This window comes from Flavonifractor sp. AGMB03687 (assembly GCF_017811815.1).
Classification (GTDB): domain Bacteria; phylum Bacillota; class Clostridia; order Oscillospirales; family Oscillospiraceae; genus Flavonifractor.
This window is the reverse complement of sequence record NZ_JADKZI010000002.1, coordinates 562072-585217: the sequence shown is the minus strand read 5'-3', so window position 1 is coordinate 585217 and position 23146 is coordinate 562072. Positions and strand designations below refer to the sequence as shown.

18 protein-coding genes are annotated in these 23146 nt (G+C 60.9%); 9 read left to right on the top strand and 9 right to left on the bottom strand.

Annotated elements, in window-relative coordinates:
• Positions 1 to 10: 10 nt before the first annotated feature.
• On the bottom strand, positions 11 to 502 hold the full coding sequence (gene purE, locus J9789_RS06330; protein WP_209343665.1) for a 5-(carboxyamino)imidazole ribonucleotide mutase: 492 nt from the start codon (positions 500 to 502) through the stop codon (positions 11 to 13).
• A 356-nt stretch (positions 503 to 858) separates the two neighbouring features.
• Between purE and J9789_RS17390 the strand changes: the two genes are divergently transcribed.
• The 3 genes from J9789_RS17390 to J9789_RS17380 are packed head-to-tail and all read left to right on the top strand — an operon-like array spanning position 859 to position 2419.
• A complete protein-coding gene (locus J9789_RS17390; RefSeq protein ID WP_348633641.1) occupies positions 859 to 1491 on the top strand; it encodes a PLDc N-terminal domain-containing protein in 633 nt (210 codons plus the stop codon).
• A 9-nt stretch (positions 1492 to 1500) separates the two neighbouring features.
• Positions 1501 to 2010 (top strand): hypothetical protein, encoded by a 510-nt coding sequence (locus J9789_RS17385; RefSeq protein ID WP_348633640.1) that lies wholly within the window; start codon positions 1501 to 1503, stop codon positions 2008 to 2010.
• Entirely contained in the window at positions 1973 to 2419 is a 447-nt protein-coding gene (locus tag J9789_RS17380) for a phospholipase D-like domain-containing protein (RefSeq protein WP_348633639.1), read from the top strand. Before J9789_RS17385 ends, J9789_RS17380 begins: the two co-directional genes overlap by 38 nt.
• Positions 2420 to 2472: 53 nt before the next feature.
• Here J9789_RS17380 and J9789_RS06320 read toward each other — a convergent pair whose 3' ends face one another.
• A complete protein-coding gene (locus J9789_RS06320; protein ID WP_209343663.1) occupies positions 2473 to 4572 on the bottom strand; it encodes an alpha-amylase family glycosyl hydrolase in 2100 nt (699 codons plus the stop codon).
• A gap of 55 nt (positions 4573 to 4627) precedes the next feature.
• Positions 4628 to 6874, bottom strand: a complete 2247-nt coding sequence (locus tag J9789_RS06315) for a hydratase (protein ID WP_209343661.1) — start codon at positions 6872 to 6874, stop codon at positions 4628 to 4630.
• A 201-nt stretch (positions 6875 to 7075) separates the two neighbouring features.
• Between J9789_RS06315 and J9789_RS06310 the strand changes: the two genes are divergently transcribed.
• Positions 7076 to 8596 carry an N-acetylmuramoyl-L-alanine amidase family protein gene (locus J9789_RS06310; protein WP_209343658.1) on the top strand — a complete coding sequence of 507 codons (1521 nt, stop codon included), beginning with the start codon at positions 7076 to 7078 and terminating at the stop codon, positions 8594 to 8596.
• 40 nt (positions 8597 to 8636) lie between these two features.
• Here J9789_RS06310 and J9789_RS06305 read toward each other — a convergent pair whose 3' ends face one another.
• The gene (locus J9789_RS06305; protein WP_209343656.1) at positions 8637 to 9125 is read right to left on the bottom strand and encodes a DUF6530 family protein; all 489 of its coding nucleotides are present in this window, start codon (positions 9123 to 9125) and stop codon (positions 8637 to 8639) included.
• A gap of 137 nt (positions 9126 to 9262) precedes the next feature.
• Positions 9263 to 11254 (bottom strand): fructose-1,6-bisphosphatase, encoded by a 1992-nt coding sequence (locus tag J9789_RS06300; RefSeq protein ID WP_209343654.1) that lies wholly within the window; start codon positions 11252 to 11254, stop codon positions 9263 to 9265.
• Positions 11255 to 11410: 156 nt separating this feature from the next.
• Between J9789_RS06300 and J9789_RS06295 the strand changes: the two genes are divergently transcribed.
• Genes J9789_RS06295 through J9789_RS06285 form a run of 3 tightly spaced genes read left to right on the top strand, consistent with a single transcriptional unit; the run spans position 11411 to position 15373 of the window.
• Complete coding sequence (locus tag J9789_RS06295; protein WP_209343652.1) at positions 11411 to 11845, top strand: MarR family winged helix-turn-helix transcriptional regulator; 435 nt, start codon at positions 11411 to 11413, stop codon at positions 11843 to 11845.
• Positions 11842 to 13578, top strand: a complete 1737-nt coding sequence (locus J9789_RS06290; protein ID WP_209343650.1) for an ABC transporter ATP-binding protein — start codon at positions 11842 to 11844, stop codon at positions 13576 to 13578. The genes J9789_RS06295 and J9789_RS06290 overlap by 4 nt, the downstream gene beginning before the upstream one ends.
• Entirely contained in the window at positions 13571 to 15373 is a 1803-nt protein-coding gene (locus J9789_RS06285; protein ID WP_209343648.1) for an ABC transporter ATP-binding protein, read from the top strand. Before J9789_RS06290 ends, J9789_RS06285 begins: the two co-directional genes overlap by 8 nt.
• A gap of 48 nt (positions 15374 to 15421) precedes the next feature.
• Here the strand turns inward: J9789_RS06285 and J9789_RS06280 are convergent, their stop codons facing one another.
• The 4 genes from J9789_RS06280 to J9789_RS06265 form a co-directional block, all read right to left on the bottom strand.
• Positions 15422 to 17533, bottom strand: coding sequence for a sodium-translocating pyrophosphatase (locus J9789_RS06280; protein ID WP_245185091.1), 2112 nt, complete (start codon positions 17531 to 17533; stop codon positions 15422 to 15424).
• 163 nt (positions 17534 to 17696) lie between these two features.
• Positions 17697 to 19133, bottom strand: a complete 1437-nt coding sequence (locus J9789_RS06275) for a TrkH family potassium uptake protein (RefSeq protein WP_209343646.1) — start codon at positions 19131 to 19133, stop codon at positions 17697 to 17699.
• On the bottom strand, positions 19130 to 20521 hold the full coding sequence (gene trkA / locus J9789_RS06270) for a Trk system potassium transporter TrkA (protein WP_209343644.1): 1392 nt from the start codon (positions 20519 to 20521) through the stop codon (positions 19130 to 19132). The genes J9789_RS06275 and trkA overlap by 4 nt, the downstream gene beginning before the upstream one ends.
• Positions 20522 to 20742: 221 nt before the next feature.
• On the bottom strand, positions 20743 to 21441 hold the full coding sequence (locus J9789_RS06265) for a hypothetical protein (protein ID WP_209343642.1): 699 nt from the start codon (positions 21439 to 21441) through the stop codon (positions 20743 to 20745).
• A 223-nt stretch (positions 21442 to 21664) separates the two neighbouring features.
• On the opposite strand from J9789_RS06265, the gene udp reads away from it, so the two are divergent.
• Entirely contained in the window at positions 21665 to 22435 is a 771-nt protein-coding gene (udp, locus tag J9789_RS06260) for a uridine phosphorylase (protein WP_209343640.1), read from the top strand.
• Positions 22436 to 22661: 226 nt separating this feature from the next.
• A complete protein-coding gene (locus J9789_RS06255) occupies positions 22662 to 23096 on the top strand; it encodes a MarR family transcriptional regulator (protein ID WP_209343638.1) in 435 nt (144 codons plus the stop codon).
• The last annotated feature ends 50 nt before the right edge of the window (positions 23097 to 23146 follow it).

The window sequence follows — 23146 nt, the reverse complement described above, 5'->3', positions numbered from 1 at the left end:
TTTTCTTTGATTACAGCTTTTCGGTGATGTGGCGGTCCTTCTCGGCCACCTCTGCGGCCATGTTGGCCTTGAAGTCGGCCAGCTTGCCGGTCAGCTCCGCGTCGGACAGAGCCAGCATCTGGGCGGCCAGGATTGCGGCGTTGTCGGCGCCATCCACCGCCACGCAGGCCACGGGAATGCCCTTGGGCATCTGGACCATGGAGAGCAGGGAATCCAGTCCGCCCATCATGGACGTTTTGATGGGCACCCCGATGACGGGCAGGGTGGTGTAGGCGGCCAGCACGCCGGCCAGATGGGCGGCCTTGCCCGCGGCGGCGATGATGACACCAAACCCGTTTTCCGCGGCGTGGGAGGCCAGCTCCTCAGCGGCGGCGGGGGTACGGTGGGCGGAGATGATGCGGACCTCAGCGGGGATGCCGAAGGACTGCAGACGCTGGATGCAGGGGCGCATGGTGTCCAGATCGGAGTCGGAACCCATAACGACAGCTACCTTCTTGCTCATAAGACCCTCCTGTGAACCAAAAAATTTTTCAGGGAAAGAAAAAATAAATCAGGGCATCCGGTATATGGATGCCCTGATGGATTCAGACCCTGAGATTAGACAGGTTGGTGCCGTAGATGGACCATGCGATGCGGTAGTGCCAATGCAGTGCTGACATCCCAGTACCTCCCTGTTTGTATGACCTGTGTAAAATAATATCGGATTTTTTGAAGCTTGGCAAGGGCAGAAGGGGAAATTTGTCTGCTTTCACAACATTTCGGCAAAAAGGTCAAATGCCCTTGTGAAAGAAGGAAATCAGCGGCGGGGAAGCGGTTGCGTTTCTCCGTCCCACAGGCTATACTGTCCATGAGGCGCGGATGTGCCGAACACGGGAGGTGATGGGCGTGAACAGCTGCCGGACAAAGACGGTGAAGAACAGCATGGGACGGGCCCTCTTTGTGGCGATCAGTGTACTGCTCCAGCTGGGATGGATCATGGGCCTGGTGCTGCTGCTCAATGACTACTACTATGCGGTCTCCCTGGCCACCAGTGTGCTGGCCTTCCTGGTGGTGCTCAATCTGTACGGCAAGCAGATGACCGGACCCATGAAGGCCTCCTGGATCATTTTCATCCTCTTTTTCCCGGTGATGGGCCTGTGTATCTATCAGATGTTCGGCCGCCCCAACTGTACCCGGGTCATGCGGAGGCGCTTTGAGCGGCTGGAGAAGCGGACCGAGGGTCTGCTGGGGGATGGGGAAGCGGTGCTGGCCCAGGTGGAGCGGGAGAACCGCGGGATTGCCAATCAGCTGCGCTATCTGGCTCACCGGGTGGGCTTTCCCGCCTACGCCAACACCGACGTGGTCTACTATGCCACGGCGGAGGAAGGGCTGGAGGCCCAGAAGGAGGCCCTGCGTCAGGCGGAGCACTTCATTTTCATGGAGTATCACGCCATTGAGGACTCCCAATCCTTCCACGGGCTGGAGGAGATCCTGGCCGAGAAGGCCCGCTAGGGGGTGGAGGTGCGCCTGCTGTATGACGATATGGGCAGCCTGGGCTTTATCAACCCGGCCTTTATCAAGCGGATGGAGGCGCTGGGTATCCAGTGCCGGGTGTTCAACCCCCTGATGCCGGTACTCAACATCTTTATGAACAACCGGGACCACCGGAAGATCACCGTCATTGACGGCAAGGCGGGCTTTACCGGCGGCTACAATCTGGCCGACGAGTATTTCAATCTCACCCACCCCTTCGGCTGGTGGAAGGATACAGGGCTGAAGCTGACGGGAGACGCGGTGCCCAGCCTGACGGTGATGTTCCTTACCATGTGGAACGGCGTCAAGGAGACTGACGGAGACTTTGCTCCTTATTTTCCGTCGGTGCCATACCAGGCCAAAGAGGGAGGCATCGTGGCGCCCTACGCCGACAGCCCGTTGGACGACGAGCGGGTCGGGGAGACGGTCTACCTCAACATGGTCAAGCAGGCAAAGGACTATGTTCTACATCATTACCCCTTATCTGATCCTGGATGACGAGCTTATCTCGGAGCTCACCCTGGCGGCCATGCGGGGGGTGGAGGTGCGCATCATCACCCCCGGTATCCCGGACAAAAAGCTGGTATATCAGGTGACCCGGTCCTATTACGGGTGCCTGGTGGACCGGGGCGTGCGCATCTTTGAATACACCCCCGGCTTCTGCCACGCCAAAATGATGCTGTGCGACGGAGAGACGGCGGCGGTGGGTACCATCAATCTGGATTACCGAAGCCTGTACCTCCACTTTGAAAACGGCGTGTTCCTCAGCCGCTGCGGCGCGGTGGAGGACATCCGGGCAGACTTCCTGAATACCTTCGCCCAGTGCCGGGAGGTAACGGAGGATTACCAGGGGAAAAAGCTGACGCTGTGGCAGACCCTGCTGCGGCTCTTTGCGCCGCTGCTGTAACGAAAAAGCCCTGTCGGAGTATATCTCCGACAGGGCTTTTTGATTGGATGGCATCAGCTGCGGCTGCTCACCGCCTGGAAAACTGCCACCGAGCGGGGGCCCATCTCCAGGCCGTTGCCGCTGAAGAGAGTTCCGGCGGCGAAGGGATCGGGGCAAGCGGTGTGGAGCACCAGACTCCACCGCAGGCCGGAGGGCAGCTCGGGCAGGCCCTGCCAGTGGGCCTCCCAGTGGGCATTGACCGCCAGCAGGATCAGGTCGTCGGCGGTGTCGTCCGTGTTGCGGCCAGTGAAGAGCACCCCGATCTGTCGGGTCTGCTCATCCATCTTAGCGTTCCAGGCTGCTCCGTTGTGGAGGGACACCGAGGGCCAGCCGCACCGGGCGGGGGCAGTCTCTCCCCGGACGATGGGGTGTTCCTTCCGGAAGGCGATCATCCGGGAGACAAAGTGGAACAGGTCCTGGTGGTTTTCCAGCCGGGACCAGTCCAGCCAGGAGATCTCGTTGTCCTGGCAATAGGCGTTGTTGTTGCCGAACTGGGTATTGGCAAACTCGTCTCCCGCCAGGAACATAGGGGTGCCCCGGCTGCACAGCAGCACCGCGAAGGCGTTTTTCATCAGCCGGTCCCGGAGGGCCAGTACCGCCGGGTCCTCCGTGTCGCCCTCCACGCCGCAGTTCCAACTGTTGTTATCGTTAGCGCCGTCGGTGTTGCCCCAGCCGTTGGCCTCGTTGTGCTTGACGTCGTAGGAGTACAGGTCGTACAGGGTAAAGCCGTCGTGGCAGGTGAGGAAGTTTACCGAGGCGTTCTGCCGCTGGGAGGGGGGATAGAGGTCGGCGGAGCCGGTGATGCGCTGGACCGCCGCCCAGGCCAGGCCGCTGTCGCCCTTCAGGAAGCAGCGCAGGTCATCCCGGTACTTGCCATTCCATTCGGCCCACCGGTTCCAGGAGGGGAAGGAGCCCACCTGGTACAGCCCGCCGGCGTCCCAGGCCTCGGCGATGAGCTTGACCCGGCCCAGAATGGGGTCGAAGGCCAGGCTTTCCAGCAGGGGCGGCTCGGACAGGGGAGCGCCGTCGGTGTCCCTGCCCAGAATGGAGGCCAGATCGAACCGGAAGCCGTCCACCCGGTACTCCACCACCCAGTAGCGCAGGCAGTCCAAAATAAACTGCCGTACCACCGGATGGTTGCAGTTCAGGGTGTTGCCCACGCCGGAGAAGTTGTAATACTTGCCGTCGGGGGTGAGCATGTAGTAGATATTGTTGTCAAGCCCCTTGAAGGAGAAGAAGGGGCCCTGCTCGTTGCCCTCGGCGGTGTGGTTGACCACTACATCCAGAATGACCTCGATGCCGTGCTCGTTGAGGGTGCGGATCAGCTTTTTCAACTGGGTGCCCTCATGGTTGAATTCCGGGGTGGCGGTATAACTGGTGTTGGGGGCGAAGAAGCAAACGGTGTTGTAGCCCCAGTAGTTGAGCAGCTGGCGGCCGTCCACGATGCGCTCATCCGCCATCTCATCAAACTCGAAGATAGGCATCAGCTCCACCGTGTTGACCCCCAGCTCCAGCAGGTAGGGCAGCTTCTCCAACAGGCCCTCAAAGGTACCGGGGTGCTTGACCCCGGAAGAGGCGTGCTGGGTAAAGCCCCGGACGTGGGTCTCGTAGATGATCATGTCCCGGAAGGGAAGGTGGGGATCATGGAAATCCCCCCAGTCGAAGATATCCTCCACCACCCGGGCGTGGTAGGAGCAGCCGGGGGTCTGGTTGCTGCCCCAGATGCTCTGGCCGGTGACCGCCCGGGCGTAGGGGTCCAGCAGGTACTTGGTCTTGTCGAAGAGCAGGCCCCGAGCCGGGTCGTTGGGTCCGTCCATCCGATAGGCGTACTCGATCTCATAGATGTCCAGGTCAAAGACGATCATGGAGAAGGTGTTGCCGATGCGGAAATTTTCCGGGAAGGGCAGGATGGCAAAGGGCTCCTGCTGGGTGCGGCGGAAGAGGCACAGCTCGCAGTAGGTGGCGTTGATGGAGTGGATGGTAAAGCTGACCCCGCCGGGCACCACGTTGGCACCGTTAAGCAGAAAGAGGCCGGGCCGGACCCGGAAGCCGGAGATGGTGTTGGTGGCGGCCAGGGGTTTGGTGGGCAGCAGGGGAGTCGGTTTTGGGACCATGGGATGATCCTCCTTTTAAAAAGGTGGGCGCTGCATGTTGCAGCGCCCACAGCTCTTATTTGGCGTAGTAATTGATGAGGCAGCCCGCCAGGACAATGTCTCTCTCTTCGCGGGTCATGCCGGGAAGATGCAGGACCACTCTGCGCTCCCGGCCGTTCTGGAGCAGCACGGCGGGGATCACGTCGGCCCCGCTGTCCAGGGCGGTGCGCACACCGGGGATGTACAGCTTGTCGCCGGGCTGGATGTTCCAGTCCTTTACGTCCTCGGCGATGAAGGGTAGCATGCCCCAGTTCACCACGTTGGAGCGATAGCGCTTGGTGGCGTACTCGGCGGCCAGGTTGGCCACGCCGCCCAGCACACGCTGGCAGGAGGCGGCCTGCTCACGAGCGGAGCCGTCGCCGGGCTTGAGGGCCATGACCAGGGAGCCCAGACCGGTGTTGGCGGGATCGTGGCCCATCAGGGCCTCCTTCACTTCGGGAGCCTCGGGATTGGTGCGGCGCAGCTTCTCCACTGCCAGGACCTCCTTGGCACGGGGGACATACTGAGGATCCTTCCGGCTCAGGGCGAACTCGGACAGCTTAATGGGGTTGGAGCGGTAGGAGGAGGTCTCGCCGGAGGGGATCAGCTCGTCGGTGGTGGTGACGGGATCGTAGATGGCGGAGCACACGGTGAGCAGCAGGTTGTCAGGCAGAGCCACCTGCTCGGGCCAGTCGGCAATGTTGGGACCAAAAACCAGCTCCTGATCGGGGTCGGCCTTGCCCACGCCGAAATATACCCGGGCCTTGTAGGGGGTGTCGTCATAGGCGAAGGGCTCCACGGCGGGATCCACAGGGGCGTTGGGCAGCTCGTCGGCGCCGGTGAGCACGCCGCCGTTGAGGGCGGTGGCGGCGATGGAACGGGCGTCCATCAGTGCCACGTAGGACACCTGGCCGTCGGAGGGCTTGGAGCCCTCCCGGTTGGGGAAGTTGCGGGTGGAGTGGCGGATGGAGAAGGCCCCGTTGGCGGGCACGTCGCCGGCGCCGAAGCAGGGACCGCAGAAGCAGGAGCGGATGGAGGCGCCCGCCGCCATGAGGGAGGCAATGTAGCCCCGGCGGGTCAGCTCCAGGTTGACGGGCTGGCTGGTGGGGTAGACGGACAGCCAGAAGGCGTCGGAGCCGACGGCGTGGCCGTCCAGCACCTGGGCCGCCCGGACGATATTCTGATAGGTACCGCCGGAGCAGCCGGCGATAACGCCCTGGTCCACCATGAACTTGCCGTCCACGATCTTGTTCAGCAGGGAGGCGGGCTTGCTCTTCAGCTTCAGCTGGTGCATGGTGTCCTCATCCACCTGGTGGAGCAGGTCTTCCATGTTCTCCTTGAACTCCTGGATGGTGTAGGCGTTGGAGGGATGGAAGGGCAGGGCGATCATGGGACGGATCTTGTCCAGTTCCACATGAATGACGCCGTCATAGTAGGCGCCGTCGGCGGGAGCCTGGGGCTTGAACTCGCTGCCGCGGCCCAGCACCGCCAGATGGTCCTTCAGGGTGTCGTCGGCGGGCCACACGGAGGACAGGCAGGTGGTCTCGGTGGTCATGACGTCGATGCCGGAGCGATAGTCCATGGACAGGTTAGCCACGCCGGGGCCGAAGAACTCCATGACAGAGTTCTTGACGGTGCCGTCCTTGAAGGTGGAGCGGATGAGCTCCAGAGCCACGTCCTGGGGACCCACGCCGGGAATGGGAGCGCCGGTGAGGTAGATGGCGATGACCTTGGGATAGGAGATGTTGTAGGTCTTCTGCAGCAGCTGCCGGGCCAGCTCGGGACCGCCCTCGCCGATGGCCATGGTGCCGTAGGCGCCGTAGCGGGTGTGGGAGTCGGAGCCCAGGATCATCTTGCCGGGGGCGGCGTACCGCTCTCTCATGTAGGAGTGGATGACGCTCTGGTGGGCGGGGACGAACTCACCGCCGTACTTCTTGGCGGCGGACAGGCCGAAGACGTGGTCGTCCTCGTTGATGGTGCCGCCCACGGCGCACAGGGAGTTGTGGCAGTTGGTGAGCACATAGGGGAGCGGGAACTCCTTCATACCGGAGGCCCGGGCAGTCTGGATGATGCCAACATAGGTGATGTCATGGGAGGCCATAGCGTCAAACTTGATAGCGAGGCTGTCCATGGAGCCGCTGGTGTTGTGGGCCTCCAGAATGGAATAGGCCATGGTGCCCTTCTTGGCTTCCTCCGGACTGGGCAGACCGGCGGCGGGGCCCTCCTGGGCAGGCAGGAAGGCATTGTTTTTATAGTAGACGCCCTGACGGGTGATGTTCAGCATACGATTCCCTCCGATGCTCTTGAATTATCTTTCATCATACCAACTTTTTTTCCCAAGTGCAAGAGGTTGGAGCACTTTTGCAGAATATCAGGCTAAAGAGGGAAATTTATGTCAACTATTTTATCCTGGATTTCTTGACGGGTCTGGTAAAGATAGGGTAGAATAGGGCGAATGAACACGAGAAAAGACGAGGAGCATGGCATGAAGAGACACTTGACCTGGATCCTGCTGCTGTTGGCCCTGCTTGTGGGCGCATTGCCCGGGGCTGCGGCGGCAGGAACGGAAAAAATGACCGTTATCTTTTATGATGAAGTCAGTCAGAGCTACGGACCGCCCACCGTGACTGACCGGATCAACCTGACCCTGGACGGGGAGCCCCTCATCCCGGAGGATGTGCCCGCCCTGGCCTATTACCCGGCGGGGAGCGTGAACGGCCGCACCCTGGTGCCGGTCCGTCTGATTTCCGAGGCCCTGGACGCCTCGGTGACCTGGGTGCCCGAGACCCGGCAGATCGTTATTCTGCGGGAGGGGAGCACCATCGTCCTCACCGCCGGCAGCGCCACGGCCCTGGTGGACGGCCGGGTGGAAGCCCTGCCGGACGGAGTACCCGCCGGCGGCGTCAAGTGGGAGGGGAAGGAGAGCACCATGGTACCCCTGCGCTTCGTTTCCGAGCAGCTGGGTGCCCAGGTGGAATGGCAGGGCGACACAGCCACGGTAGCCATCACCTCTCCCAAGGAGGAGCCCCAGCAGCCCGAGGTCACGCCTGATCCCACTCAGCCGGAGGACGGAGATCTGGGCTGGATCACTGACCTGGACTTTGACGAGGAGGACCAGACCTTTACCATCACCGCCGACCACACTCCCAAGTACCGCATCGTGGACCTGGGTGACCGGCTAGCCATCGACTTGCTGGGGGCGGTGTATGCCCCGGCGGTGGGGAAGGACCTGGCCCTCCAGGTGGAGAGCGACGCCATTGAGCAGATCCGCTGCTCTCAGCACGGGGACGATTTGGGATATGGCTATCCCCACACCCTGCGGGTGGTGCTGGACCTGGCCTCCGGCGTCAGCTACGCTCAAAATCTGGCGGTGTCCTCCGGCGGCGATCAGGTGCGGGTATCCGTCACTGAGGTGCCGGAGCAGCCGGAGGTGCCGCCCCTGGACCCCAGCAAGATCACCATTGCCATTGACCCCGGCCACGGAGGTAATCAGCCCGGCGCGGTCTATCCCGACGCCGATGGAAATGATGTAAAGGAAAAAGACCTGACCCTTCCCATGTCCCTGATGCTGGCGGATATTCTGGAGGACCGGGGCTATAATGTGGTGCTCACCCGGACGGGGGACGACTCGGTGAGCCTGGCAGACCGGGCCAAGATGGCCAACGCCGCCGGGGCGGAGCTATTTGTCAGCATCCACTGCAACGCCCTGGACCGGACTGACTATGAGGGTATCTTTACCTATTACTATCCCAACAGCACCAGAGGCGAGGCCTTGGCCAAGCAGGTGCAGGCCGGGGTCGTGGAGGCCACCGGCGGCATCGGCCGGGGCACCCCCTCCGCCAACTTCCAGGTGCTCCGGGAGACCACCATGCCCGCTGTGCTGGTGGAGACCGGCTTCATGACCCATCCGGGAGAGTTGGCCCGGCTGTGCGACCCCAACTATCAGCAGAAGATTGCCTTGGGCATTGCCAACGGCATCGACGCCTATCTGAATACCCGGACATAAGAAGAGCCCGCGGCATATGCCGCGGGCTCTTTTTGGTTGCTCAGCCGTGATAGCCCAGGTCCGCCAGCAGGCAGGCCAGCACCTGCATCCGCTCACCCAGCAGGTCGCCGTCCCGAGCCAGAGCGTCCCGGAAGAGGGCAATATCCTCGTCGATGTGGTCGTTGCCGGTGCACACCTCCACCGTCATGGCGTCCCCCTGAAGCCCCACCCGGTCGATCTGGGGCTTCCCCGGGTCGTACAGGGCGGGGTAGCGGTAGCTCTCCTCCCGGATGTAGTGAACCGCCCGACAGGTGAGGATGGCCAGGTCCAGCACCCGGTGGAGGGGGAGCTCCTCCGACTGGCGGGACCACTTCTCGCCGGTGTGCCGCCACACCTTGGCGGAGATATCCACCCGGCCCCGGTCGTTCCACTGGGCCAGACCCAGGCTCAGACCCTGGGCATCGGTGTCGTAAGCATAGCGGCCGTCGATGTTGGCGTAGTCTTCCGCCACGATGACCGGCTTATGCTTAAGGTTCGTTGGGATCTGCATAGTAGCCTCCTGAATCTTAGTGATTTACTAAATTACTAAATGAGTAAAAGAAGCATACCACAAGAAGGGCGCGCCGTCAAGTGTTGAAAAAACGAGGGATACCGCTCCAAGCGGTATCCCTCGTTCTCATAAGTAGATTAATCCTTGTGGTCCTCCACGATCTCGCCGCTGCGGAAGGCCTGAACCAGGGCCATCAGGTCGTCGATCTGCTCCTGGAGCTGGCGGCCCACGTCGGTACCAGCAATCTTCAGCCGGGATTCCAGCCGCTCGAACACAACAGAAGAGGAGGCGATGTCCTGATTCTCCCGGATGGCGTTGGCCCGACCCACGAAGGGCTCATGGGACACCAGCCGGAAGCAGGAGGAGTTGTAGATCAGGGTGTAGCCGGCGATGCCGGTGGTCTTCTGGTAGGCTTTGCAGAAGCCGCCGTCGATGACCAGCAGCTTGCCGCCTGCCTTCATGGGGCTCTCGCCCTTCTTGGATTTCACCGGGATATGGCCGTTGATGATGTGGCAGTGGGGACCCTCCAGACCGAACTGCTTGAGGAGGAATTCGCACACCGCCGGGTCATTGTAGAGCTGATAGTAGGCGTTCTTGGGCTCGGTCCAGGTGGACTCGTCCAGAATGAGCCGCCGCTCGAAGGTGGTCATCCGGTCCCGGCCGAAGATGGGGCTGTTGCGGCCCGCCCACAGGAACCAGAGGAAGTCCATGCCGAACTCCCGCTCCGCGGTGCCCGGCTTGCTGTAGTAGGCCCGGCGGGCGTTGGTGTCGGCGTAGTCCAGGAACTCCTTGCCGGAGAGGGTCACGCCGCCGATGGTGAAGGACTGGAGCTGACCGTCCTCCGTCATGGGGATGCAGCCGTGGAAGAGCAGGTTGCCGTTGTAGACCTTGTACAGGCTGCCCTTGGAGTAGAGGAAGCGGACGTGGCGCTGGAGCTTCTCGCTGTGGACGAAGGAGCTGGTCAGCTGGTTGATGAGGCTGCTCTCCTCCTCTGTGAGGGTGTAGGGGTCGTTGGGGTCCACGGTGGGGAAGTCGGTGTCTTCCAGAGGATAGGTGACGCCGCCCAGGGTGATGCACTTGTTTTCGTAGTCGATCTTGTCCAGCAGCAGCCGGTCTGCCATGCCAAAGCAGGGGTTGCGCAGCAGCTTCTGACCCTCCAGCTTGAAGAGGATGATGGTAATGGCCTTGTGCATCCGGGCGGAGAGCAGCTTGTCTTTCTCAGTGTAGTGGGCGGCATCCTCGTTGGTGAGTTTGACCTCGAACTTGTGGACGTCACAGTCCTTGTACACCTCATTGGCGAACACCGATAGGGGCCGCAGGGAGATGCCGTAGCCGGTCTCGATGACCTCCAGGTTGTTGTAGCGCAGGGAGTTGGCCAGCACGGTGGCCACCAGGGTACGGGAGCCGGAGGCGGCGCCCATCCACAGCACGTCGTGGTTGCCCCACTGGATATCCACACTGTGATAGTTCATCAGGGAGTCCAGAATGATGTCCGCCCGGGGGCCGCGGTCGAAGATGTCGCCCACCAGGTGGAGGTGATCCACCGCCAGGCGCTTGATGAGCTCGCACAGCTGCACCAGGAAGTTGGAGGCCCGGTCGATGTCGATGATGGTGGAGATGATGTTTTCGTAGTAGTCCCGCTTGTCCTTGTCCTCGTAGTGGGTATGGATCATTTCATCGATGATGTAGGCATACTCCGGGGGCATGGCCTTACGGACCTTGGAGCGGGTGTACTTGGAGCTGACCAGCCGGCACATCTCAATGAGCCGGTGGAAGGTGATGCGGTACCACTCCCGCATGTCGGGGGTCTCCCGCTCGATCTCCTCCAGCTTCTCCTGGGGGTAGTAGATGAGGGTGGCCAGCTGGTCCAAGTCGGCCTTGGACACGGTGGTGGCAAACAGGGTATCCAGCTTTTCACGCACCACACCGGAGGCCGAGTTCAGAATGTGAAGGAAGGCCTCATACTCCCCGTGGACGTCGGAGATAAAGTGCTCCGTGCCCTTGGGCAGGTTCTGGATGGCATGAAGGTTGATGATCTCCGTACTGGCGGCCTGGACGTTGGGGTACTGCCGGGCCAGCATTTTCAGGTAGTGCAGGTTTTCCGGGCGATATGCTTTCTTACCTTCCATGGGGAGGGCCTCCTTTTGGGTTTCGTTGGTAACATTATCCCACGATGTGGGTCCGGTTGCAAGTAAAATCCCGGTGAGAAAGAGACTTGACAGTGGAGCGGAAGAGCATATAATTGATATATCAATGATTGACATGTCAATTTGGAGGTGGGATGGATGGAGAAGACCTTTCATATGCTGCTCTACCGGGCCTTCCACGCCCAGCGGGGCGCCCTGCGCCCCTGCCTGTCGGAGGTGGGCCTGGGCACGGGACAGCCCAAGCTGCTGGGCTATCTCAGCCGCAACGGTCCCAGCTGCCAGCGCCAGCTGGCCGATTACTTTGAGATCGACCCGGCGGCGGTGTGCCGCATGCTGGACAGCCTGCAAAAGGGGGGCTTTGTGACCCGCTGCGGGGACGGACAGGACAAGCGCCGGGGCCGGGTGGAGATCACACCGGCGGGGCAGGCGGCCTACGACGCCTGGGAGAGCTGCTGCCGGGGAATGGAGGAGCGGATGCTGGAGGGCTTTACGCCGGAGGAGCGGGAGCGGTTTGCCGACTACCTGGGCCGGGCCTACCGCAATCTCAAGGCGGAAAAGGAGGGACAGCCATGAAGGAACTGAAGCGGCTGCTGTCCTACCTGGGGCCCTACCGGCGGGATCTGCTCATCGGAGCCCTTCTGGTGCTGGTGGAGACCGCCTTTGAGCTGGTGATCCCGGTGCTGATGGCCGACCTCATCGACGTGGGCGTAGAGGGCCGGGATCTGCATTACATCGTGGTCAAGGGCGTCCAGATGGGTGTGTGCGCCCTGCTGGCTCTGATCACCGGCCTGCTGTACGCCCGGTTTGCCGCCCGGGCGGCCTACGGCTGGGGCGCCCGTATCCGGGAGGCCCAGTATGAGCGGGTCCAGGACTATGCCTTCTCCAACCTGGACCGGTTTGAGAGTTCCTCCCTGGTCACCCGGCTGACCAGCGACGTGACGGTGCTCCAGAACGCCATCAACGGCGTCCTGCGGCCCCTGGTGCGCAGCCCGGTGATGCTGGTGATGGGCCTGGGCCTGTCCTTCTGGATGAATGCCCGGCTGGCCCTCATTTTCGTGGTGACCGCGCCCATTCTGGGCCTGATTCTCTTCCTGGTGGTGCGCAAGGTGGCCCCCATGTATGGACGGCTCCAGAAGTCCGTGGATAAGGTCAACAATGTGGTGCAGGAGGGCCTGACCGCCATCCGGGCGGTGAAGGCTTTTGTCCGGGGAGAGTACGAGGAGGAGAAATTCCGGGAGGTCAATGAGGAGCTGATGGCTACCAGCCAGCGGACCTTCCATTTCGCGGTGCTCAATCTACCCGCCTTCCAGTTTACCATGTACACCGCTGTGGTGCTGATCCTGTGGTTTGGCGGCGGCATGATCCTCAGCGGCGGCCTTCAGGTGGGAGAGCTGACCGGCTTCCTCAGTTATGTGCTCCAGGTTATGAATTCCTTTATGATGATCTCCAACGTGTTCCTGCTGCTCACCCGGTCCCTGGCCAGCGCCCACCGCATTGCCGAGGTGCTGGACGAGGAGCCCGCCCTTACCTCGCCGAAGGAGCCGGTGGGGGAGGTGCCCGACGGCAGTGTGGCCTTTGAGAACGTGTCCTTCAAGTACCATGCCGACGCCAAGGAGTATGCGCTGTCCGGGGTGAACCTGAACATCAAAGCGGGGCAGACGGTAGGCATCTTGGGCGGCACCGGCTCCGCCAAGACCACCCTGGTCCAGCTCATTCCCCGCCTGTATGACGCTACCGAGGGCGTGGTAAAGGTAGGGGGAAACGATGTAAAGGACTATGACCTGACAACCCTGCGGGATGCGGTGGGTATCGTGCTCCAGAAGAACGTGCTCTTTTCGGGCACCGTCCGGGAGAACCTCCAGTGGGGAGCGCCGGACGCCGATGACGAGACGCTGTGGGCAGCCTGCCGGGCGGCCTGTGCCGATGAGTTTTTGGAGCGGATGCCCAACGGCTTGGATACCGATTTGGGTCAGGGGGGCGTCAATGTCTCCGGCGGGCAGAAGCAGCGGCTGTGCATTGCCCGGGCGCTGCTGAAGCATCCCAAGATCCTGATTTTTGACGACTCCACCTCGGCGGTGGACACCGCCACCGAGGGCAAGATCCGGAGCGCGCTGGCCGGACTCACCGGCGTGACCAAAATCATCATTGCCCAGCGGATCACCTCGGTGATGCATACCGACCTTATTGTGATCCTGGAAGACGGCAGAATCCACGCCGCCGGTACCCATCAGGAGCTGCTGGATCACGATCCCATCTACCAGGAGATCTATGCGTCCCAGATGAAAGGAGGGGAGGAACATGGCTAGACAGCTCAGCGCCAAGAAGCCCAAGCATCTGGGCTATACCCTGCGCACCCTCCTGTCCTACATGGGGCGGCACAAATTCCTGCTGCTGGTGGTGGCGGTGCTGGTCACCATCAGCGCCCTGGCCAATCTTTTGGGCACCTATATGATCCGGCCGGTGGTCAATAATCTGGCCACTGGGGGAGTGGAGGCCCTGCTGCGGGGCGTGATCCTCACCGCCTTCATCTATCTGGCGGGGGCGCTTGCGGCCTGGGGCTACACCCAGACCATGGTGAAGGCGGCTCAGAAGGTGCTCTATGACATCCGGCGGGATCTGTTTGCCCACCTTCAGAAGCTGCCCCTCCGCTTCTTCGATACCCGCCGACACGGCGACGTGATGAGCTACTTCACCAACGATGTGGACACCATCTCCGACGCCCTCAACAATAGCTTCGCCATGGTAATCCAGAGCTTTATCCAGGTGGTAGGTACTCTGACTATGCTGTTTATCCTCAACTGGCGGCTTACCCTGGTGGTGGCGGTGTGTTACGTGGTCATGTTCCTCTATATCCGGTTCAGCGGAAAGCGGAGTAAGGCCTACTACAACAAGCAGCAGGCCGCCCTGGGTGACCTGGACGGCTACATCGAAGAGATGGTGGCGGGCCAGAAGGTGGTCAAGGTCTTTAACCACGAAACGGCCAACCTGCGGATCTTTCGGGAGAAGAACGAGGCCCTCCGCAAGGCGGGCACCGGCGCGCAGGGGTATGCCGCCACCATGATCCCGGCGGTGGTGAGCATCTCCTATATCAACTATGCCATCGTGGCCGCTTTGGGCGGCTATATGGCCATGGCCGGCATGACCGACGTGGGCAGCCTGGCCAGCTATCTGGTCTTTGTGCGGCAGGCTGCCATGCCCATCAACCAATTTACCCAGCAGACCAACTTCCTGCTGGCCGCCCTGGCAGGCGCCGAGCGGGTCTTTGAGGCCATGGATCAGCCGCCCGAGGTGGACGAGGGCACCGTGCGGCTGGAGAAGGCGGATGGAAGCTGGGTGTGGCGCAAGCCGGACGGCTCCGGGGTACCCCTGCGGGGGGACGTCCGCTTTGAGCATGTTACCTTCGGCTATGACGACGGCCACCCCATTCTGAAGGATATCAGCCTCTTTGCAAAGCCCGGCCAGAAGATCGCCTTTGTGGGCTCTACCGGCGCGGGCAAGACCACCATTACCAACCTGATCAACCGGTTTTACGACGTGCAGAAGGGAACGGTGACCTACGACGGCATCGACGTCAAGGACATCAAAAAGGACGACCTGCGCCGCTCCCTGGGCATGGTACTTCAGGATACCCACCTGTTTACCGGCACCATTGCCGACAACATCCGCTTCGGCAAGCTGGATGCCACCATGGAGGAGGTAGAGCAGGCGGCCAAGATCGCCAACGCCGATTCCTTTATCCGCCGCCTGCCCCAGGGGTATGACACCATGGTGACAGCCGACGGCGCCAACCTGTCTCAGGGCCAGCGGCAGCTGCTGGCCATTGCCCGGGCGGCGGTGGCCGATCCGCCGGTGCTTATTCTGGACGAGGCTACCTCCTCCATTGACACCCGTACCGAGGCCCTTATTGAGAAGGGCATGGACCAGCTGATGGAGGGCCGGACGGTATTTGTCATCGCACATCGGCTGTCCACCGTCCGCAACGCCGACGCCATTATGGTGCTGGAACAGGGCCAGATCGTGGAGCGGGGCAGTCACGACGACCTGCTGGCTCAGCAGGGAGAGTACTACCAGCTGTACCACGGCATGTTTGAGTTGAGTTAAATAGGTATAAAAAAAGGACGCCCGCAGGCGTCCTTTTTTTAGGTTCGATTAGAACAGGTGAATGGTGGTGATCAGGCCGGAGAACACGATGGAAACGGTGGAGCACAGCTTGATCAGGATGTTCAGAGAGGGGCCGGAGGTGTCCTTGAAGGGATCGCCCACGGTGTCGCCGATCACGGCGGCCTTGTGGCAGTCGGAACCCTTGCCGCCGTGATGGCCGGCCTCAATGTACTTCTTGGCGTTGTCCCAAGCGCCGCCGGCGTTGGACATGAACACAGCCACCACAAAGCCGGTGACGGTGACGCCGCCCAGCAGGCCCACAACGGCCTCAGCGCCCAGGATCAGGCCCACGATAACGGGAACGATGATGGCCAGCAGGGAGGGGATGACCATCTCATGCAGAGCGCCCTTGGTGCACAGGTCCACGCAGGAAGCATAGTCGGGATCAGCCTTGCCTTCCATGATGCCGGAGATCTCGCGGAACTGACGGCGGACCTCCACCACGATGGACTGGGCGGCGCGCTGCACACCGCTCATGGTGAGGGCAGCGAAGATGAAGGTGAGCATGGCGCCCACGAACAGACCCACCAGCACGGCGGGGTTGGTGAGGGACAGGTCCATGGCGTGGTCCAGCTTGCCCTTGACCACGTCCACGTAGGAGACCAGCAGAGCCAGAGCGGTCAGAGCAGCGGAGCCGATGGCGAAGCCCTTACCGGTAGCAGCGGTGGTGTTGCCCAGGGAGTCCAGGGCGTCGGTGCGATTGCGGACCTCCTCGCCCAGGCCGCTCATCTCGGCGATGCCGCCGGCGTTGTCGGCCACGGGGCCGTAAGCGTCGGTAGCCAGGGTGATGCCCAGGGTGGACAGCATGCCCACGGCGGCGATGCCGATGCCGTACAGGCCCTTGGAGAAGAGCAGCTCATAGTCGGCACCGCCGGTGGTCAGGGAGCCGCCGGCAGCCAGGAAGGAGACGATGATGGCGATGCCGATGATGATGATGGGAGCGGCAGTGGACAGCATACCCAGAGAGATACCGCCGATGATGGTGGTAGCAGCGCCGGTCTCGGTGGAGTCGGCCAGGTTCTGAGTGGGCTTATAGGTGTCGGAGGTGTAGTACTCGGTGAAGTAGCCGATGGCGCAGCCGGCGACCAGACCAGCCAGGATGGCGATGTAGGGACCCCAGGAACCCATGATGTAGTAGGTCACAGGGGCAGCAATGATGGCGGCCAGAACGGCGGCGGTGTAGGTGCCCTTACGCAGGGTGGCCAGCAGGGACTTCTGAGTGGCGTCCTCCTTAGTGCGGATCAGGAAGCTGCCCAGCACGGAGCAGATAACGCCCACAACAGCGATGACCAGGGGAAGCAGCATGGCGTTCCAGACCTTGCCCTCAGCAGAGTAAGCAGCAGCGCCCAGAGCGAAGGTAGCCAGGATGGAGCCAACGTAGGACTCGTACAGGTCGGCGCCCATGCCGGCCACGTCGCCCACGTTGTCGCCCACGTTGTCGGCGATGGTGGCGGGGTTGCGGGGGTCATCCTCGGGGATACCGGCCTCAACCTTACCCACCAGGTCAGCGCCCACGTCGGCGGCCTTGGTGAAGATACCGCCGCCCACACGGCCGAACAGAGCCATGAAGGAGGCGCCCATGCCGAACATAACCATGGTCTGAGCGATCTGAGCGCCGTCGAAGCCGGCGATGTACTTCAGGATGTGGAACCAGATGGACACGTCCAGCAGGCCCAGGCCAACCACGGTGAAGCCCATGACGGCGCCGGAGGAGAAGGCCACGTTCAGACCGCGGTTCAGGCTCTCATGAGCAGCGTTGGCGGTACGGGCGTTGGCGGAAGTGGCGATCTTCATGCCGACGAAGCCGGCCAGACCGGAATAGATGCCGCCGGTGAGGAAGGCGAAGGGGATAAACCAGTTATCCAGCATATTCTGCCAGGCCAGAACCAGCAGGATCACGAAGACAATAATAAAGATCTTCGCGACGGTGGTATACTGACGCTTAAGGTAAGCGTTAGCGCCTTTGCGAATGGATGCAGCGAGCTTTTGCATCAGTTCGGTGCCCTCAGAGAACTTTAGCACCTTTCTTGCTTGGGTTACGGCGAAGATAAGCGCGATTAAAGCGCCTACTAGACCGACCCAAAAGAGGTTTTCGATCATCTTACCCAACTCCTTTATTTCGGAAAGTCCTTGCAGCGTAAGGCTTTCCGGTTTTACAGACATCCCTATAATACCTCAAAATACATCCGCTTGGCAAGAGTATTCAAAAAAGAAAGCGTCAAATCCGTGGATTTGACGCTTTGGACAAAAACGAATGGCCAGTTCAAGAACGTTTCCATGCATTTCCGCTAAAGAGCACTAAAATGGGCAGAACTTCCAGCCGTCCGATAATCATACACAGGGAGAGGACTAGCTTGGAAAAGCCGGAAAAGAGGGCGTAGTTGCCCATGGGGCCCACCAGTTCCAGGCCGGGGCCGATGTTGCCGATGCAGGAGACCACAGCGGTAAAGGTGGTGCCGAAGGAGTAGTTGTCGAGGGAAACCAGCAGGGTGGCCCCCAGCGTGATGAGGATGTAGGCGGAGAAGAAGATATGCACGGAACGCAGACCGCTCTCATCCACCACGCGGCCATCCAGCTTGACCACGTTGACCGCTCTGGGATGAATGACCTGCCGGATCTCCCGCTTGATGCACCGGCCCAGCAGCAGTACACGGGAGCACTTGATGGCGCCGCCGGTAGAGCCGGCACAGGCGCCGATGAACATAAGCAGCACCAGCAATATTCTGGAGAACTCCGGCCACAGGTTAAAGTCGGTACTGGCAAAGCCGGTAGTAGAGATGATGGAGCCCACCTGGAAGGCGGCGTGGCGGATGGACTCGCCGCCGGTGGGATAGAGATCCCAGATGTTGATGGAGATCAAAACGATGCTGGCGAAGACGATAATGAGGAAGAAGCGCAGCTCGTCGCTTTTAAGTACCTGCTTAACCTTGCCGCACAGCAGCAAAAAGTACAGGGAGAAGTTTACCGAGAACAGCAGCATGAAGATGGTGATGATGATCTCGATGGCGGGACTGCCATAGGCCGCAATAGAGAGGTTGCGGGTGGAGAAGCCGCCGGTACCGGCAGTGGCGAAGGAGTGGACGATGCTGTCGTACCAGGGCATGCCGGCAATGCGCAGGATAATGACCTCGATGGCGGTGAGGGCGCAATAGATCCCGTACAGGATCTTGGAGGACTGGCTGCTCTTGGGTACCAGCTTGCTGACCACCGGGCCTGGGCTCTCCGCCTTCATCAGGTGGAGGGTGCGGGCGCCCAGACTGGGCAGCAGAGCGATGGTGAGGATGAGCACACCCATACCGCCCAGCCAGTGGATGAAGGAGCGCCAGAACAGGATGCCCCGGGGCAGGGGCTCCACCGCCGTCAGAATAGAGGCACCAGTGGTGGTGAAGCCGGAAACCGCCTCAAAGAAGCAGTCGATGTAGGAATTGAAGTAGCCGCTAAAGAAGAAGGGAAGCGCGCCGAAGGCGCCCATCAGCAGCCAGATCAGGGCTACGGAGAAGAAACCCTCCCGGGGGAAGAAGTGGTCGTTGCTGGGCATGAGGGAGAGCAGAAAGCCGATGATCATCACCAGCGGAATGGTGTAGAGGAAGGGGGTGGGGTCCTCCTGGTAGATCAGGCTCACCAGCAGGGGGATCAGCATGGACACGGCCTCCACCATCAGGGCCTTGCCTGTGACCTTGAATACCAGTCTGAAGTTCATTGCGCAGCCCCCAGATCCAGCAGAGAATCCTCATAGATGTCATTCAGATCCAGAATGCCGTGGTTGCGGGAGATGAGAATGACGGTATCGCCGGAGGTAATAGAGGTGGAGCCGTCGGGAATAACGATTTGTCCATTGTGGACCAGTACGGCGATGAGGATGCCCTTTTTCAGCCGCAGATCCTTCAGGGGGATACCCTGGTTGTGGGTGGTTTCGTTGGCGATAAACTCCAGCGCCTCGGCGTGGCCGTCACAGATCTTATAAAGGGCGTTCATGACACTGCCCTTGGAGTTCTGCATGCCGCGGACCACCTGGAGGATCTGGCTGGCGGTGATGAGCTTGGGGGAGATAACGCTGTCCAGACCGGCGGCGTGGGCGATGCCGGTGTAATTCTGCCGGTTGGACTTGGCAACCACCTTTTTCACCCCCTGCTGCATGGCGTACAGGGAGATGAGAATGTTGTCCTCATCCCGGTCGGTGAGAGCGATAAAGGCGTCGGAGGCGCTGGCGTTCTCCTCCTCCAGCAGCTCCTGGTCAGTGCCGTCGCCCTGGATGATGAGGGCGTGAGGCAGCATATCGCTGAGGAGACGGCAGCGCTCCAGGTTGCGCTCCACGACCTTGACCTGCATGCCCAGCTTAAGGAGGATGGAGGTCAGATAGTGGGCGACCCGCCCGCCGCCGATGATAAAGGCGGAGTGGAGCTTGGGGGTGTGCCGGCCCAGCAGACGGAAGAAGGAGGTCAGACCGGAGGGCTGGCCCACCAGATAAAGCCGGTCACCTACCCGGGGCACAAAGGAGCCGTCGGGAATGATGACCTCGCCGTCCTCCCGTTCCACTGCGCACACCAGCATGGCCAGTTCCCGGATCTTGCCGGTCTGGGCAGACAGGGGCTGACCCGCCAGGAAGTCGCCCTCCCGCACCCGGAAGCTGATCAATTCCACCCGGCCCCGGCAGAAGGTCTCGATGTTGGCGGCGTTGGGGAAGCGCAGTAGCCGGGAGATCTCCACGGCGGTGGCATTCTCCGGGTTGATGGCCATGTCGATGCCCAGTTCTTCTTTCATGCTGGCCAGCTCCATGGCGTATTCCACGTTTCGTACCCGGGCAATGGTGAATTTGGTGCCCAGACGCTTGGCGGTCAGGCAGCACACCATGTTCACCTCGTCCAGGCTGGTAGCCGCGATCAGTACATCCGCAGAACTGGCCCCGGCTTCCTTCAATGCGGAGAGAGAGGCACCGTTGCCCTTGACACACATCACGTCCAGGGACTCGGAGGCCCGGCGCAGCGCGTCGTCGTTGGTGTCGATCACGGTGACGTTATGCTCCTCCTGAGAGAGGTGTTCCGCCAGGGTAAAGCCCACTTTTCCGTCTCCCACGATGATGATTTTCAAACTGCACTCATCCTTTCGGGATATCACTGTATCCGCGTACGATCGTGCCCGCAGGGAGAGGCGATCCCCACACACCAGAAAGCTTGTCCTGCAGGTTCACTTCGATTATAAAGCCCATCTTAACGCAATCTGTTCTCGGATGCAAGCACTCTTTCACAAATCGCGGACCAAACAAAAAATCCTGCCGGCATAGGCCGGCAGGATAGGGAAGAGCAGAATGATCAGACCGTCCACTCGCTGTGGATCATGCCCACCAGATACCAGTCGTTGTTCCACACCTCAAACACCAGCTTGAGGGAGCACCAGTCAAAGCCCTCCCGGGCAGGATCAATACCGGGGAAGTGGTACTCCACAAAGCGGCCGTTTTCATAGGCGGCCTCCACATTTTCCAGAGCGTTGCCGCTGATGAGAATGGTGTCGATGCCCACCTGGGGAGCCTCGGTGTAGTCTACATTAAATACATAACGGTCAAAGTACTCCTGACCGGTGCAGCGGATGGGTTCGCCGGAGCCGTCATAGAGGCCCCAGGTGTAGACCTCGTCATCGGTGGACAGACGGGCCACTTCGGCCTGGGTGAGCACATTGTCACAGGCAGGGTCCACAGTGGAGTAGGGAGTCAGGGTGACGCCCAGCTCCGGGTGGACCAGTCGGGACAGAGCGGCATAGTTTTTCTCTTTCAGCGCCTCCAGAACCTGACCGGCCCGGTCCAGCAGAGGAGTGTTATCCTCGGTGTCCAGCGGCTCCTCCACTGGAGAGGTGGAAGCTCCGTACCGATTGTTGGTGAGAAGTCCGGGGGAGACAGCAGGGGAGATAGCGGAGGCGTTGGTTTGTGCAACGGGAAGAAATCCGCTGCCCACCAGCCAGCCCAGCAGCAGTCCGCATACCAGGGCCAGGGAGGACATGACAACCGCTCGCTTCATCGCTTGCGTTCTCCTTTCTCACAGATGTACCCTGCCAGACAAAATAAGGATGCCTGTTGGGCCAGGAATATTTTAAATCGGTTGCCTGAAAAAAGCAACAACAAATCGTTACAAAATGAGCAGCGGTTTGTGCACCTTGTAAACGGGAGAAAAAACTGTTATAATAACTGTGTTACTGCCCGGCCTGCCGGGCTCTTTCTGATTCCCAAGGAGGTACATCGCAATGCATGAGCATGAGCTGCAATTTCATATTAAATGTAAGGCCGGAGACGTAGGACGCTACTGCTTCCTGCCCGGCGATCCCGGCCGCTGCGAGAAAATCGCGGCCTATTTTGACAACCCGGTGAAGATCGGCTCCAACCGGGAGTACACCATCTACACCGGAACCCTGCTGGGGGAGAAGGTGAGTGTGTGCTCCACCGGTATCGGCGGCCCTTCCGCCGTGATCGCCATGGAGGAGCTCCACAACATCGGGGCGGATACCTTTATCCGGGTAGGCACCTGCGGCGGCATCGCCCTGCCGGTCAAGAGCGACGATGTGGTCATCGCCACCGGCGCGGTCCGCCATGAGGGTACCAGCCGGGAGTATGCGCCCATCGAGTTCCCCGCCGTGTCCGACTATGAGGTGCAGACCGCCCTGGTGGAGGCCGCCAAGGCACTGGGTAAGCCCTGGCATGCTGGTGTGGTCCAGTGCAAGGACTCCTTCTACGGCCAGCACAGCCCCGCCCGGATGCCGGTGGCTCAGGAGCTGCTCTACAAGTGGGAGGCCTGGAAGCGGCTTGGCGTGCTGGCCTCCGAGATGGAGTCGGCGGCTCTGTTCTGCTGCGCCGCCGCCCTGGGCGTGCGCTGCGGCTCCTGCTTCCATGTGATCTGGAACCAGGAGCGGGAGGCCGCCGGGCTGGATCAGGCCGAGAGCCACGACCTCTCCGCCGCCCTGGAGGTGGGCATCGAGGCGGTCAAGCGGCTCATTGTGGCCGACCGGGAAAAGCAGTAAATCAAGTGCCTTCAAAGGCCCGCCGCGTGCTGCGGCGGGCCTTTTTGCGCCTTTTTGCGGAAGGGACAAACCAAGGAAACGAGAAGATTTAAGGTTCATTTAAGGTATAAAAAGAGGGTGACAGAATGAAAGCTTGACTTTCCACGGGGTTTTGTGAATGTTGTGCATTGACAACTGTTAGCAGACAAACTAAACTGAATATAGTACGAGAAAAGGAGATGACGGAATGCGGCAGGAGCGCCACGTGGGCTACGAGATCAAAGCCCTGTCCAATCTGCTGCGGCGCAAAGTGCTGGAGACCACCTGCTCCAACGGTGGGGATGACTTTACCGAGATGCAGGTGAAGTTATTGGGCTTTTTGTGCCACAATCGGGACCAGGAGGTATGCCAGAAGGACATTGAAGAGGCCTTCTACATCCGCCGGTCCACTGCTTCCCGTCTGCTCAAGCGACTGGAGGCCCAGGGGTATGTGGTCCGTCAGTCGGTGGAGCGGGACGCCCGGCTCAAGCGGGTGACCACCACTCCCAAGGCAGACGCCCTTCATCAGAAGGTGATGGACCAGATCAGCAGCGTGGAAAATCAGCTGACCCGCGGCATCAGTCAGGCGGAGGTGGAGCAATTTCTCAGCACCGTGGAAAAATTAAAGCAGAATCTGATGTAAGCCGTCCCCCGGACGGCTTATAAAACGCCCAAACAGTCGGTGCAGTTTGG